Here is a 12,212-nt window from a genome sequence, read left to right as displayed (position 1 = left end):
CAGTTGCAATGGACGACCGATATGACAGACGGGAACTGCTCCTTCACCTCGGGGATATGCTCGAAGCCTTGAGCTGTCTGGCGAGGACAGGTTGGCCGGACGCGCTGGTGGTGCAGCTTGCGAAGGAACAGGATTTGTTACAGGACTTTGAGTTCCTCCGGGCACTTGCCCGGAAGATGACCGTGGGCGAGTTCAGCGCACGCGTCGCGAGCGCGTTCTTCCTCTGGCCAAAGGAGTTGCTCGATACTGAGCTCAACCGCAATGCGCTGGCGTCAACCGTTCAGCACGACCTCTTTGACGGCAACCCTGATGGCTGGAAGGCCTATGTCGCTCACATCCAAAAGAAGGTGAAGTGGTTTGGGACCGGGCTTCCCGAGATGCGGAGGGACGCGTGGGCCGAGCCATTGCCGCACGCCGCAGAAGAAGGGAGTCCTGTCGGGGTCGCGCCGCCCCCGAAACGGAATGCGCCCGGCGAGGGGAAGGGTTGGCCCTGGCCCCAACCCAAGACGACGACCTGACCTTCGAGTCGTGGCATTCATCCGGATTCAGGTCCCAAACGCGCCCCGGCCCGGCCTCGGCGACAGCATCGTCAGCGTCGAAGTCTGTCTGGGTTGACAGGCGGTCCCGGTCGAGCAGGCGACATGATGGCAACGCGCCGTTTCAATCTGCTACCTCGCGCTATCGGTACCGGTAACCAGAGGCGCAGTGAGGCACGCATTCATCGCCCGTACCGGCGGCCCACTTCGGGATGTGGGCAGTTTAGACAAGCGTTTGACGCTGGGTCAATGCATCGACCCAGCGCAACGAGGCATGCGCCTAATGGTGACGCGTCGGATGGTCCTTCGACGATTCCTTGGCGTCACCGGCGTCTTTCCTGGCTTGTCCCGCGCCTTGCTGGACATCGCCTTTCAGTTCCCGGGCCCGCATGCCGAGCTTCGCACTGGCAGGGCTGGCCATGGTCGATTCGCCTCAGACGCTTCCGGGCTTGACAATCGCTGTCCGTTCGCTCGGCACCACTTCCGGAGCGTCGACAAATTCATCGGAGTCGTTCGCTCTGTCAGCTTGCGTGGGACTGCCATCCGGGCAGAGTTGCAGCCGCGCCTGTTCCCAAAATTCGTCTGCGCGACCGTCGGGGCATCCACCCTCCTCCCACAATCGGTAGGCTAGCGAACGAAGTTCCTCTTCCGTCATTTGCGTATCCATGTCCATCCTCGCAAGCTTTTTAGGTAGATTTAGCAGACTCGTCACCACTCCGGGACATAAGCCGTCCCCGCAAAGACCGGACCTTCCCTCGGCGACGGTTGAAGATGACCTAGCATGGGTTGCGCGGCACGAAGGCGGCACCATCCGTTCCCGCGGCGACATCAATCCGGGGCCGGAATCGCGATCAACTGAAGTCGCCGAACCACCGGTCAAGGCCGCTTACGCCCGCGGGCGGATCGCTCCGCCCGGCAGAAACGCGGGTCGACGTACTGCTGATCGACAGCGAGCCGAAGACGCTCTCGCGGCTCGCGTCCATGCTGACGTCGCGCGGCATGACAGTGATCGGCACGGTCGATCCGGCAGAAGCGCTCAGAGCGGCGAAGTCTGCGCGCCCGCGGGTCGTGGTGACGGCGAACATGTCGAGGAATCGCGAGGCGGTCCCTGAAATCGAATCGTTAAGCACCTCGCGCGAACGTTCCCGGCCGTCGTTTGTTATTGCGTTGTACCGCGAGAGCGAACAGGTCGACCCAGCGCAAGGCGACGAATGGTTCATGGGCTCCGGGAAATGAGTGAGCTGGTTGAAACCGTGATCCGGCGCGCACGCTCCTGCAACTGACGGCGCTGGCGCACGAGGGTGACATGTCCCGCTTTTTTTTCCGCGCCGGGACCCTGCACGTCGATTTCTCGAAATTTCGAGAAAGTTCTTTGCCATCCGACGGGTGACGACAGAATCGTGGCAGCAAGATGCATCCATGATGCGCTTGCAAATGTGACTGGGGCCTCGACGAAGTGATGTCCGGAATTCCGGGCTTCGCACGTCTGTGTGGACTTTATCCTGTGTAGACCGGAACAGTCGCCCGGTATTTCCTGCGAGCGGACGTTGTCGTTCCGGCGGGCGACAATGACGGCTCTGATGTGACGGACGATTCCCGAGCTTCGGGTTCGGTTTTTTCCAAAGTGAAAGGTCGTGACTTCCATGGCACAGAGTGGCCATCATGAAGATAGCCACCGTCGGCCTGGGCCTTGCAAAGGACCCTATTTCAGGTTCATGGACTGGATTCGCAGGGACATGTCATCGTCCGCAAGCTTCATCGCGCCTCACCTGTCCACATCGCGTCCAGTGCCGTCTAGTTCTGCCTCACTATTGTACGGGCCCGATCGATATCGCTACCTCACAAAGGCCCCCGACGTCGCCGGCGTTGCCTGCCAAAGTTGGATTGCGAAGCGTGGTTCTCACAGCGATAGCGGCATGAAGTTATGCCGGGAATTGCCGTGTGATCCGGTATATCGAGAGCTGGTCGGCGCCAATGCGGCGTGGCACCGCCGGCCGGCGACTTCGGAGCACATGATGACGCAGCGTAGCTTTCGCTCCACGCCAGGCAGATGGTCGAGACCAGCACCGAAAGCGTCCGATGGCGCAGACGTAATGGTGGAAAATTCCTGTTCGTCCGAAACGGAGGCAAGGCGTCACGCCTCCCGTCAAGGGCTCCCGCCGGGAACACGTTTTGCTCGTCGGTCGTACGAGCTGGACACAAAGCATAAACCGAAGGTGGTCCGGGATGTACTGAATCCTGCTCGTGGATGGTGAGCCTGACCTCCTCGCGGGCGGCGTCTCAGACTGAGTGGGGAAGGACATGACGTGCGGTGCGCTGCAAATGGGGCCGAGGCACTTGAACTCACGAGGCAACGCCTGCCGCATCCCGAGCCTCCCCGGAAACGGGCGGCAAAATCCATCGACGAATCAGTTTTGCATCGGAGGCCGGCCATGAACAAGGATCAGGTAAAGGGTGTGGCGGAGAAGGTCAAAGGCAAGGTGAGTGAGACCGTGGGCCGCGCAACGGGCGACCGGAAGCAGGAAGTCAAGGGCGATGCCCAGCAGGCGGCGGGCGAGACACGGAAGAAGGCAGGCGACGTCAAGGAAGCCGTCAAGGACACGACCAGAAAGCCCGTCTGAAGCAGCGTTGCGTCGCGCTTCCTCCTTTAGCAGATGGTCTGCGCGAAGCACCTGAATGGAGAAGCCTGATGCGTATCGCGCAGATCGCACCGTTGCACGAAGCGGTTCCGCCAAAGCTCTATGGCGGTACGGAGCGCGTCGTGTCCTATCTCACCGAGGCGCTCGTCCGCCTCGGACACGATGTGACGCTGTTCGCAAGCGGGGATTCGCAGACCCGCGCGCGCCTCGAGCCGGCATGGCCGCACTCGCTGCGGCTCGACCCGGGAATTGGCGACCCGTTCGCCCCGCACCTGGTGTTGCTCGAGAAGGTCCGGCGCGTGGCCCATACGTTTGACGTCCTGCACTTCCATCTGAGTTATCTGCCGTTTCCCACGTTTTCACTCCTCGGCGTGCCGTTCGTGACCACCCTGCACGGTCGGCTCGATCTGCCGGAACTGCAACCGGTGTTCGACATGTTCCCGCAGGCCCCCGTCGTTTCGATTTCCAATTCGCAGCGGATGCCGTTGCCGGACGCGAACTGGCTTGACACGATCTATCACGGCCTGCCGGAAAATCTGCTGACGCCGCAAGTGCCAACGCAGCCTGCATATCTGGCTTTCCTCGGCCGGATCTGTGCTGAAAAGCGTGTCGACCTCGCCATCGAGATCGCCGCGCGCGCCGGGCTGCCCCTGAAGATTGCCGCGAAGGTGGACAGGGCCGATGAAGCCTACTTTGCAACCGTGATCCAGCCGCTACTGGCGCGCCCGCATGTCGAATTCATCGGCGAGATTAATGACGCGCAGAAAGCCGGGTTTCTCTCGGGCGCCCGGGCGCTCCTGTTCCCGATCGACTGGTCCGAGCCGTTTGGCCTGGTGATGATCGAGGCAATGGCCTGTGGCACCCCCGTCATCGCGTTCAACCGGGGCTCGGTGCCGGAGGTGATTACCCATGGGGTGACGGGCTACATTGTCGATGATGTGCCAGGAGCCGTCGACGCCGTGACACGGCTCGACGCGCTTTCCCGCACGGAAATTCGTGCGGCCTTCCTGCGCCGCTTTACCTCGATGACCATGGCGCAGCACTACATTGACCTCTATGCCTCGCTTGCGCGGACAGCAGCTCCCCCAACACTACGTCAGGTCGTCGCGGGGTGACCGGGCTGCGGAATACCTGGTCGCATCCCCTACCTGATGTGCGGTCTGGCCGTCCCGTGCCTGCCGTCAGTCAGTCAGTCAGTCAGTCAGTCAGTAGACCGGAAACACGAAGTCCGGCGTCGGTGTAAACCGGATTCCGGAATCCGGACAGATGACGCGTCCCCTGACGGCGACATGCTGTCCCAGATAAGTTCGCAGGAGTTTCGGGTCCGTTGCTCCGAAGTTGCCGAGCAGGATGTCGGTCACGACCTTGTCGTCGCAGGGCGAGGCCGCCGGGCGGTCCAGCAGCAGGGTCGTGTAGTCACCCGGCGCGTATTGCCCGTTGCCTTGCTGTATCGTGCCGCCGATCCAGATGTCCTGCTGCAGAGGCAACGTTTTCAGGGACGGCCCGGCGGGTACCGCCATGGCAGGACATGAACCCGCAATCAACACGGCTGCCGCGAGCCGTGCGCCTGACATGTTTTTCATCATGAGGCTCCCTGTTCGTTCTGCCGCCCCCCGGCCGGTGATCCGGGCCGCTCCGAACGCGCACCAGGGGGCCTTCGGGTTGCCCGTCACTGTGCACTCACTCCGGATAGAAGCGGTCACCGACGATCACTGGATCGGTGGCACCACGCCGAGCTTCTCGGCGAGCATGCGTTCATACACCCCGAAATGCAGGTCAACTTCGTCCTGGCTCACGGTTGTGACCGTGATATTTACCTGTTGCGGCAGCAGGCCGAGCACCACCGCGATCGCCGCTTCCAGTTGCGGCGCACAAACGCGGTCCTCGGCGAGCGTCGTGCCCACCGCGATGTCGTAGGTCTGTTCGTGCTGGAAGACGATCTCGACCAGCCGCGCGCGGGCGCTCATGTTGTTGTCGATCGCGAGGCGCACGACCTCCGCCGCGCTACGCATCAATTCCGTCGGAAAGCCTCTGGTCGAGCGCAGCCGGACGCGGTGCCTGCCAAGCGTGAGCCAGTCCGAAGCGAATTCCATGTTGTCCTCCTCTTGTCGTTGCAATGCACCGCGATAATAGGATGTGGCAGGCGATTTTCAAGAGCGGAATTTCACCACCTCCTCTTGAAATATTCACCGTAGGTTCTATCTTTGATTTCGCTCAGGCAGACGCGCCGGTCACATCCGGTGCGCTGCGTGTTTCGATTTGTTTGCCAGCGGCCTGGCAGGCGGACTGGAGCGCGTAGGCCCGTTCGCCTCCTCGCTGCATCGAAGGAGGATACGATGAGTGATCTCTTTTCCGGAACCGACCTGTTCAGTGAGTTTGACCGTCTGCAACGGCAGATGGACAGCCTGTTCGGCGGCTTTCCGTCCAGCATCCGCTCGGGCCGCTTCGGGGCCTTTCCGCAGGTGAACATCGGTACGACCGACGACTCGATCGAAATCGTCGCGTTCGCGCCGGGCCTCACGCTGGCCGACCTCGACGTGTCGATCGACAAGGGCCTGCTGACGATCAGCGGTGAGCGCAAGCCTGCCCGGGCCGGGACCGATGACGACACCCGCGACGACACCCGCACCTATGCGCAGGAGCGCTTCACCGGCATTTTCCGACGCGTGATCGAGTTGCCGCAGAACGCTGACCCCGACAGGGTGCAGGCCCGCTACACCAACGGCTGCCTGTCGATCACCGTCGGCAAGCGCGAAGCGTCCAAGCCGCGGGCCATCACCGTGCAGTAATGCCAGTTATTCGAGGAGCAGGCCATGAACGACAGGACACAGGTTGCTGAACGCGACCAGAAAACAGTAGCACCACGCGAGGGCGACCAGTCAGCACGTCGGAGGACGCTCACACCGGCGGTGGACGTGTTCGAGGACAGCCAGGGCATCACGCTGTGGGCTGACCTGCCAGGCGTCACGAAGGACAAACTCGACGTGAAGGTGCACGACGGCAATCTTTATATCGAGGCCGAAGCGGTCGTGCCCACACCCGCCGGTCTGCGGCTGCAGCACGCCGAGATCCGTGAACCGCATTTCGCGCGCGCGTTCTCGCTGAGCCCGGATTTCGACACATCGAAGATCGATGCGAATCTGCAGGACGGCGTGCTGAAGCTGACAATTCCGCGTCGCGACGAAGCACGCCCGCGCCGGATCGAGGTGCAGACGAACTGAGCCCGCAAAGACCGGCAACGATGACAGGAGAAAAACCGGTGGCGGCTGCGAGGTCGCCACCGCCCGGTTCGTGGAGGTGTGGAAACAGAACGTCATGGAGGAAGGGTGATGCAGATAAACGAGCAGAAGATGCGCCGTGCCGGTGCGTCAGTTCGCAAGCGGCCCGGCCTTCGCTGATGGTGGATATATCGGCTTGGTCACGAGCGGGCGCGATGCCCGTCTGCTCGCCGACTGGCATCTGCCGCGTCACACCCGGGCGGTAGACGCAGCGCGACGTGCCGCCGCAGCCCTGCAAACGGTGTGTCCGCGAGCGCTGAAGCCCGGCAACGGCGGCCGCCCGGGCGAGTCCGGGAACGCAGCAGAAACGTTGAGCAGAAACGTTGCGGTGAGAGCCTAATGACGGACATTAAGCTCTCCTGTCAGATCATCGAGGAGCATACGATGAACCCCGACCTGAAAAAGTGGAACCCTTTCAGATTTCTCCGCGGCTCAGCAGGCAAGCAGGACACGGACAGCGCGCAAAGCGGGCCTGACAGCGAATCGTCACGTGTTCCGTGGCCTGACATTCCGCGTCTTTTCTCCCGTGATCCGTGGCGTGCGATGGAGGATTTCTTTCACGATCCGTTCGCAGCGCGCGGCGCGCGCGAACGATGGTTTGGCGACTTCAGTTCATCGCGTTTCCAGCCGCGCATCGACGTCGTGGACGAGGGGAAGATACTGCGCGTGACCGTCGAACTGCCAGGCATGGAGCGGGAGGATCTGACGGTTAGCGTCGAGGACGGCGCGTTGGTATTGCGCGGCGAGAAAAAGCAGGATGTGCACAGCGAGGAGGATGGCTGCTATCGGCTTGAGCGCGCATATGGGGCCTTCACGCGCACGATCCCGATGCCGGAAAATGCTGATCCCGACCACGCTCTCGCAAAGTTTGACAAGGGCGTGCTTACGTTGACCGTGCCGAAACAGGAACCGCCGCGATCCGCGAGCCGCACGATCGATATTGGCTAGCATCGGGGGTAACGCTCGCGAGGCAAATGAATGGGAGTCGCTCGGGTCGTTAGCTCAGGACGTAGAGCAGCGGACTTTTAATCCGTTGGTCACTGGTTCGAATCCAGTACGACCCACAAGCCGGCATCAAAGACTGCATCCACCATTACACCCACGATATCATTCCGACGCAGCGCGACTCTGAACGGACGACATCATGGTATTCGATACTGACTGGCTCACTCTGGGCCGGCACCGCTTGCGGCTGCGCTCGACAAAGGGCTTTTCGAGGAAAGGATGCGCACCGTGGTGGAAATCGTCCGCATTGCGATCGACAATAACATGAGCGCGCGTGCGCGACTGATCAAGGTCGTCTGCCCGGACGAGAAGATGTACGACGTGCTGGTCGGCACCACGATGAAAGAACGCAAGGTTTGCGCGCCGCAGCTTGACGCGGTGATCGCGGCCGTGCCGGCCCTGCTGCCGGATCAGATCAACGTCACCGCCACGCCGGTCGAGCCACGGCGTTAACCATTGGCCGATAAACCGCGCTGCAATATTACAGCCGAATCCGCTCCACCTCGTCCAGGCTGATGTCCTCCCGACGCCGGTCATAGAGCTGCGTGGTACGCGTCGACGCATGATTTGCCATCGCCGCGGCATTTTGCAGCGTGCCACCGCTCTTCAGGTAAGCGGCGATGCCGGTCGCACGGAACGTGTGATTACCGATCGCCATACCGATGCCAGCGGCGATCGCGCGCCGCCGCACCACGCATACGCGTTCGCCTGCGGCAGCGGCGTGGCGTTCAGCTGCCCGGTGCCGCGCCGGTTCGTGCGGCACAGCGGCCCTTTCGAGTCACTGGCGATGCCGGTGCCGTCGAGGTGCGCATGCAGGTACGCCTCGAGCGTGTGATGACAGGGCATCTCGTGCTGCCTGCCACCTTTCTCACGCAAACGCACCCCCAGGCGCCGCTGCTGCACGTAGACGTCGTCGACGCGCATTGCCAGCGCCGCGCCGACCCGCGCGAACGAAAACACTAGCGCAATCAGCGCGCGGTGGCGCAGGCCGATCGGCGTGCTGACATCGATGCTGTCGAGCAGCTGCCGCGCCTCGGTGGCATCGAGCACCGGCGCCCTGCCTTTTTTCGTGGTGTGGGAAGGTCCGCGCACCGAAGCGGCCGGGTTGTGCGGGATGATCTGGCCGATCACGAGCCAGTCGAACAGGTGGCGGATTGCCGCCAGCCGCTGCTTGACGGTCGGCGCCGATAACGTCTGCGGCTGCAGTTCGATCCAGCTCGCGACATGCAGCGGCTGCACCGCGGTGATCGACGTCACGCCGGCACCGGCACACCAGGCGAGGAAGTCCGCGGCCGCACGCGCATATGCGCGGCGCGGATTGCGGATTGCCGACGCGAAGAACTCCTGAAAGCGGATACCGGCCCGTTCACCCGCTGCATCGACCAGCGCAGGCACAGACGCCGCCCGTGCAGACGGAACGATCGGGTTCATGCGTTGCTACACGCCCAGAATGCTGCCGACCGCTTCATTGAATTCGGCCTTCGCTTCAACGATCGCCTCGTCGGCTTCCTCCTCGAGGTTATCGACGTTCGCATCGATCACCGCCTGCAGGGTCAGATGCCGCCAAAACCGTCGCGCAATCCACTTACGATGTGCGCCTACGGGGAGCCGGACCGTGACGCCGTTTGTGCTGTCCAAGTCTCCCGGGAACGCCTGTTGCGTGGCTATTGCGCGGTCGAAGCTTCGGATTTCTTAGTTGTTGAGACCGCGTTTGAACAGCCTTCAACCTGGGAGACGCCATCATGCAGATTCTTGCCACTCAAACCGGCCTGCCTCGCGTGTCATGGGGTGCCATTTTCGCCGGCGTAATCCTGTCACTCATTGTCTATCTCGTCCTCAGCGTGCTCGGGACAGCCATCGGCGCAACACTCCTGTCTCCGCTATCGCAGCCCGACCCGATGCGCGCATTCGGTTTTGGCTCAGGCGTCTGGATGATTGTCACGACGGTCGTTGCGGTCTTCACCGGTTCGTATCTCGCTGGTCGATGCGCACCTGTCCTCGGATGGCTGCACGGCGTGCTCGCGTGGGCAGTCATGATTCTTTTTGTTGTGTACGGCATGGCGTCCCTCGTCGGGGGTGCTGTCAGCGTTGCCGGCAACGTCGCCACGGCGGGCGCGACTGTGGGGGCCGCGCAGGGCCAGGCGCCCGGCGGCAACCCGGTGGTCGACTCGGTCAGACAACAGGTTCAGAGCGTGGTCGCGTCCGCAGCATCGGTAGCGTCGAGCCCGCAAGCCGAGCAGAACGCACGCCAGGCGGCAGATACCGCTGCCCGTGCCGTCGCTCGCGCGACGTGGTTTTCGTTCGCCGCGCTTGTCGTGGGCGCAATCATCGCTCTGGGGTCCGGCAGTCTCGGCTTTCGCCATCAACCCCTTTACGAGGAAGGAGGCGGCTCGTCCAGCGACGCCGCAGTACGCGCCGCACGCGGAAGTGGGGGCACACGTACCAACAGTCCTGCCCGTTGACGCCTGACGGCTGGCGTTCGGTTGTGCGCAAGGAACATGCTTCCTGTTGGGCGTCGCCCGGTCGACCGTCCGGCGCCCCCGCCGGCCTGAAGGAGATTGTGTCGAAGTTCGCGAGACCAGCGAGCGGCCGGTCGTCTCCAAAACTTGGCGAGTGGTCCAGGAGGCCGGGCGACAATATGCGTAGCTGTTCGTGAATAATCTACTGGAGAGATTGCAATGGACAACGTTTCGCGGGAAGAACAGATTCGCGTGCGGGCCTATGAGCTCTGGGAAAAAGACGGTAGCGTCGAGGGACGCGCCGACGAATATTGGGAGCAGGCCAAGGCCCAGATAGACGAAGAAGAGACTGCGGGCGAAAACGGAACTGAAGCAAAGAGCCGGGTGCCCAAGTGATGGAAAACGGACGCTGAAGAGAAGAGCCGCGCCGTCGACCGCCCGGCGGAGTCATAACTCTTGCCGACGAGCCGTTCGGCGGCGCAGCGGCGGCGCGCCCTTCCGTGGTCACTACGGGCCGACCCCGACGTGCCGGATGCTATCCGGTTGCGTCACGCTACCGGATAACGCTCCGGACCTTGACCTTGCAATTTACGCGGGACGCTTCTGCAGCAGCACCGCCGTCAGTAGGTCTTCTTCATGCCGCCACCCTCGGAAGCAGGTGCGTCCATTCCACCCTTCTTCTGCGTATTGGGCTTCATCTGCTTTTGCGACATGTCGCCGGACTTCCCCATCGTGTTTGCGCCGGATGCGCCAGACGGTGACTCCGTCGTTCCGGTTGCATTCGGCGTTCCCATTCCAGTGCCACCCTGGCCCGCACCAGCGCCCCCACCACCAGTTGTGCCCGCACCCTGCGCATAGGCGATGCCAGACAGACTCAAAACGAATGCCGATAACACTAAACCTTTCGTAGCAACTCGCATGATGGTCTCCCTCGTGTGCAAAGCGACCGGTTGCGACCCGGGTCGGCGCAGCCCTCGCTGCGTTGAATCGCGCAATTCCCGTGCCGCTGCTGGCCCTCGCAAAGGTACCTCGATTTCAGCCTTCGCCGTTCGCCGTCCCCCAGGAACTATTGCGAACATCGCACGGCCCGCGCGCTGACGCGCGGATGCCGCGCCGCCGCACAAAAGGAGGTTCCGCTGCTGTTTCAAGGCGGACGACATCTCGTCTACGGAACGGAAGTGCGCTGCGAGAAGAGATTGTCCACAGGCGACGGGCGGATGGCATATCAGTCTGCTGGCCGGGTTAAGCCCTGCTGAACCGTGGACTTCGACTGTCGGGGCACGAGCCAGCAGGCAGCCATCGCGAGCACCGCACGCGAGCCGCGAACAGCGTCGTGGCATGCGCGTTGCGCGTCCAGAGGCATCCACCTTTTCAGGAGTAGGCCATGACAATCCTTGACCCCCAAACGCAGTCCCAGACAGGTGGCACAGGTGCGGACATAGTTGGCGGCGGAATCGGCGATGGGCCGGGGCCGGATGTAATGGCCGCCTCAACCCTGGATGGCACCAAGGTGATGTCGTCTGATGGAGAACATATTGGAAAAATATCAGACATCATGCTCGACGTGCGCAGCGGCCGCGTCGCATACGCTGTTCTCGCAGAGGGCGGCTTTTTAGGTATGGGCAGCACGCTGCACGCCATTCCGTGGAGCGCGTTGACGCTGGACACCGACGAAAAGTGCTTCTTCGTCGACATAACGGCCGAACAAATCAAGAACGAGCCCGGTTTCGACAAAGACCACTGGCCGTCCATGGCGGATGCGCAATGGGGCGCCACGGTCCATCAGTACTACAACCGGGACCCGTACTGGTCTGCTACCCGCTCTGCTAGCAATGGGGACGTGACTGACATTTAACAGTGCTGTCCTCGACAGGCGGCATACTGAAGCGGCCGCCGCCTGCCGGATAGCCGCGCCGGCAGGACCCAATACAGCGGGCCGCTGACTTCTTCACGGAGGAAACCATGATGAATCGTCGAAGGGCACAGACACATGAGACGCGCCGCGATGATGACAAAGATGACCGACCAGGAGGCACGTCGAAGTCGTCTGGTCCGCCAGTGCCCGACAGCGCTGCTCCGGTCTTGCAGTCAGAGGACGATGACCCATTGGTCGACGAAGACGCGTCGGCATAAGGTGCGCCGGAACGAGGTGGAGCGCCGACACGGAACATTTTCAGGTACGCAACGTGTGAGGATAGGTGCGACGGGCGACCTATTCGACAGGCGGGAGTTGCTGCTTCACCTCGCGGATATGCTCGAAGCGAATGCCTCGTCCAGGCCGACGCTCGGTGCCGC

Annotated in this window: 16 protein-coding genes, 1 tRNA gene and 2 pseudogenes; 11 read left to right on the top strand and 8 right to left on the bottom strand. The window is 62.4% G+C overall.

The window, feature by feature from the left end; translation table 11 throughout:
- The first annotated feature begins 8 nt into the window (after positions 1-8).
- The gene (locus B0G74_RS33945; protein ID WP_132380522.1) at positions 9-518 is read left to right on the top strand and encodes a hypothetical protein; all 510 of its coding nucleotides are present in this window, start codon (positions 9-11) and stop codon (positions 516-518) included.
- Positions 519-816: 298 nt separating this feature from the next.
- Here B0G74_RS33945 and B0G74_RS33940 read toward each other — a convergent pair whose 3' ends face one another.
- The 3 genes from B0G74_RS33940 to B0G74_RS45960 form a co-directional block, all read right to left on the bottom strand.
- Positions 817-957, bottom strand: coding sequence for a hypothetical protein (locus B0G74_RS33940; protein ID WP_243658444.1), 141 nt, complete (start codon positions 955-957; stop codon positions 817-819).
- 12 nt (positions 958-969) lie between these two features.
- Positions 970-1,203: a DUF2934 domain-containing protein gene (locus B0G74_RS33935; RefSeq protein ID WP_132380520.1), complete on the bottom strand. Its 234-nt coding sequence runs from the start codon at positions 1,201-1,203 to the stop codon at positions 970-972.
- 184 nt (positions 1,204-1,387) lie between these two features.
- Positions 1,388-1,621, bottom strand: a complete 234-nt coding sequence (locus tag B0G74_RS45960) for a hypothetical protein (protein WP_165923977.1) — start codon at positions 1,619-1,621, stop codon at positions 1,388-1,390.
- Between the two features lie 1,347 nt (positions 1,622-2,968).
- Here B0G74_RS45960 and B0G74_RS33925 point away from each other — a divergent pair.
- The gene (locus B0G74_RS33925; RefSeq protein ID WP_132380516.1) at positions 2,969-3,157 is read left to right on the top strand and encodes a CsbD family protein; all 189 of its coding nucleotides are present in this window, start codon (positions 2,969-2,971) and stop codon (positions 3,155-3,157) included.
- A gap of 68 nt (positions 3,158-3,225) precedes the next feature.
- Positions 3,226-4,290 carry a glycosyltransferase family 4 protein gene (locus B0G74_RS33920; RefSeq protein ID WP_132380514.1) on the top strand — a complete coding sequence of 355 codons (1,065 nt, stop codon included), beginning with the start codon at positions 3,226-3,228 and terminating at the stop codon, positions 4,288-4,290.
- Positions 4,291-4,380: 90 nt separating this feature from the next.
- On the opposite strand, the gene B0G74_RS33915 is transcribed toward B0G74_RS33920, so the two are convergent.
- The gene (locus tag B0G74_RS33915; protein WP_347814526.1) at positions 4,381-4,758 is read right to left on the bottom strand and encodes a hypothetical protein; all 378 of its coding nucleotides are present in this window, start codon (positions 4,756-4,758) and stop codon (positions 4,381-4,383) included.
- A 126-nt stretch (positions 4,759-4,884) separates the two neighbouring features.
- Complete coding sequence (locus B0G74_RS33910) at positions 4,885-5,268, bottom strand: hypothetical protein (protein WP_132380511.1); 384 nt, start codon at positions 5,266-5,268, stop codon at positions 4,885-4,887.
- A gap of 243 nt (positions 5,269-5,511) precedes the next feature.
- On the opposite strand from B0G74_RS33910, the gene B0G74_RS33905 reads away from it, so the two are divergent.
- The 5 genes and pseudogenes from B0G74_RS33905 to B0G74_RS33885 all read left to right on the top strand — a co-directional run.
- On the top strand, positions 5,512-5,964 hold the full coding sequence (locus B0G74_RS33905; protein WP_132380509.1) for an Hsp20/alpha crystallin family protein: 453 nt from the start codon (positions 5,512-5,514) through the stop codon (positions 5,962-5,964).
- Positions 5,965-5,988: 24 nt separating this feature from the next.
- Positions 5,989-6,396 carry an Hsp20/alpha crystallin family protein gene (locus B0G74_RS33900; protein ID WP_132380507.1) on the top strand — a complete coding sequence of 136 codons (408 nt, stop codon included), beginning with the start codon at positions 5,989-5,991 and terminating at the stop codon, positions 6,394-6,396.
- Between the two features lie 441 nt (positions 6,397-6,837).
- On the top strand, positions 6,838-7,401 hold the full coding sequence (locus B0G74_RS33895) for an Hsp20/alpha crystallin family protein (RefSeq protein WP_132380505.1): 564 nt from the start codon (positions 6,838-6,840) through the stop codon (positions 7,399-7,401).
- Between the two features lie 43 nt (positions 7,402-7,444).
- Positions 7,445-7,517: transfer RNA gene (locus B0G74_RS33890), tRNA-Lys, on the top strand.
- An 80-nt stretch (positions 7,518-7,597) separates the two neighbouring features.
- Positions 7,598-7,881: pseudogene (locus tag B0G74_RS33885) on the top strand (hypothetical protein); the annotation flags it as partial.
- A 58-nt stretch (positions 7,882-7,939) separates the two neighbouring features.
- Here B0G74_RS33885 and B0G74_RS33880 read toward each other — a convergent pair.
- Positions 7,940-8,889, bottom strand: a pseudogene (locus B0G74_RS33880) (tyrosine-type recombinase/integrase).
- Positions 8,890-8,895: 6 nt separating this feature from the next.
- Positions 8,896-9,096 (bottom strand): hypothetical protein, encoded by a 201-nt coding sequence (locus B0G74_RS33875; protein WP_132380503.1) that lies wholly within the window; start codon positions 9,094-9,096, stop codon positions 8,896-8,898.
- A gap of 104 nt (positions 9,097-9,200) precedes the next feature.
- On the opposite strand from B0G74_RS33875, the gene B0G74_RS33870 reads away from it, so the two are divergent.
- Together B0G74_RS33870 and B0G74_RS33865 are read left to right on the top strand one after the other, a co-directional pair.
- On the top strand, positions 9,201-9,920 hold the full coding sequence (locus B0G74_RS33870) for a hypothetical protein (RefSeq protein ID WP_132380501.1): 720 nt from the start codon (positions 9,201-9,203) through the stop codon (positions 9,918-9,920).
- A 216-nt stretch (positions 9,921-10,136) separates the two neighbouring features.
- Positions 10,137-10,313: a DUF2934 domain-containing protein gene (locus tag B0G74_RS33865; protein WP_132380500.1), complete on the top strand. Its 177-nt coding sequence runs from the start codon at positions 10,137-10,139 to the stop codon at positions 10,311-10,313.
- Between the two features lie 224 nt (positions 10,314-10,537).
- Here the strand turns inward: B0G74_RS33865 and B0G74_RS33860 are convergent, their stop codons facing one another.
- A complete protein-coding gene (locus B0G74_RS33860; protein ID WP_132380498.1) occupies positions 10,538-10,837 on the bottom strand; it encodes a hypothetical protein in 300 nt (99 codons plus the stop codon).
- Positions 10,838-11,301: 464 nt separating this feature from the next.
- On the opposite strand from B0G74_RS33860, the gene B0G74_RS33855 reads away from it, so the two are divergent.
- Positions 11,302-11,772, top strand: coding sequence for a PRC-barrel domain-containing protein (locus tag B0G74_RS33855; protein ID WP_132380496.1), 471 nt, complete (start codon positions 11,302-11,304; stop codon positions 11,770-11,772).
- Positions 11,773-12,212: the final 440 nt, after the last annotated feature.

It is taken from the genome of Paraburkholderia sp. BL9I2N2 (genome assembly GCF_004339745.1).
Taxonomy (GTDB): Bacteria; Pseudomonadota; Gammaproteobacteria; order Burkholderiales; family Burkholderiaceae; genus Paraburkholderia.
The sequence above is the reverse complement of the archived record's forward strand: the minus strand, read 5'-3'. Positions and strand labels throughout refer to the sequence as shown.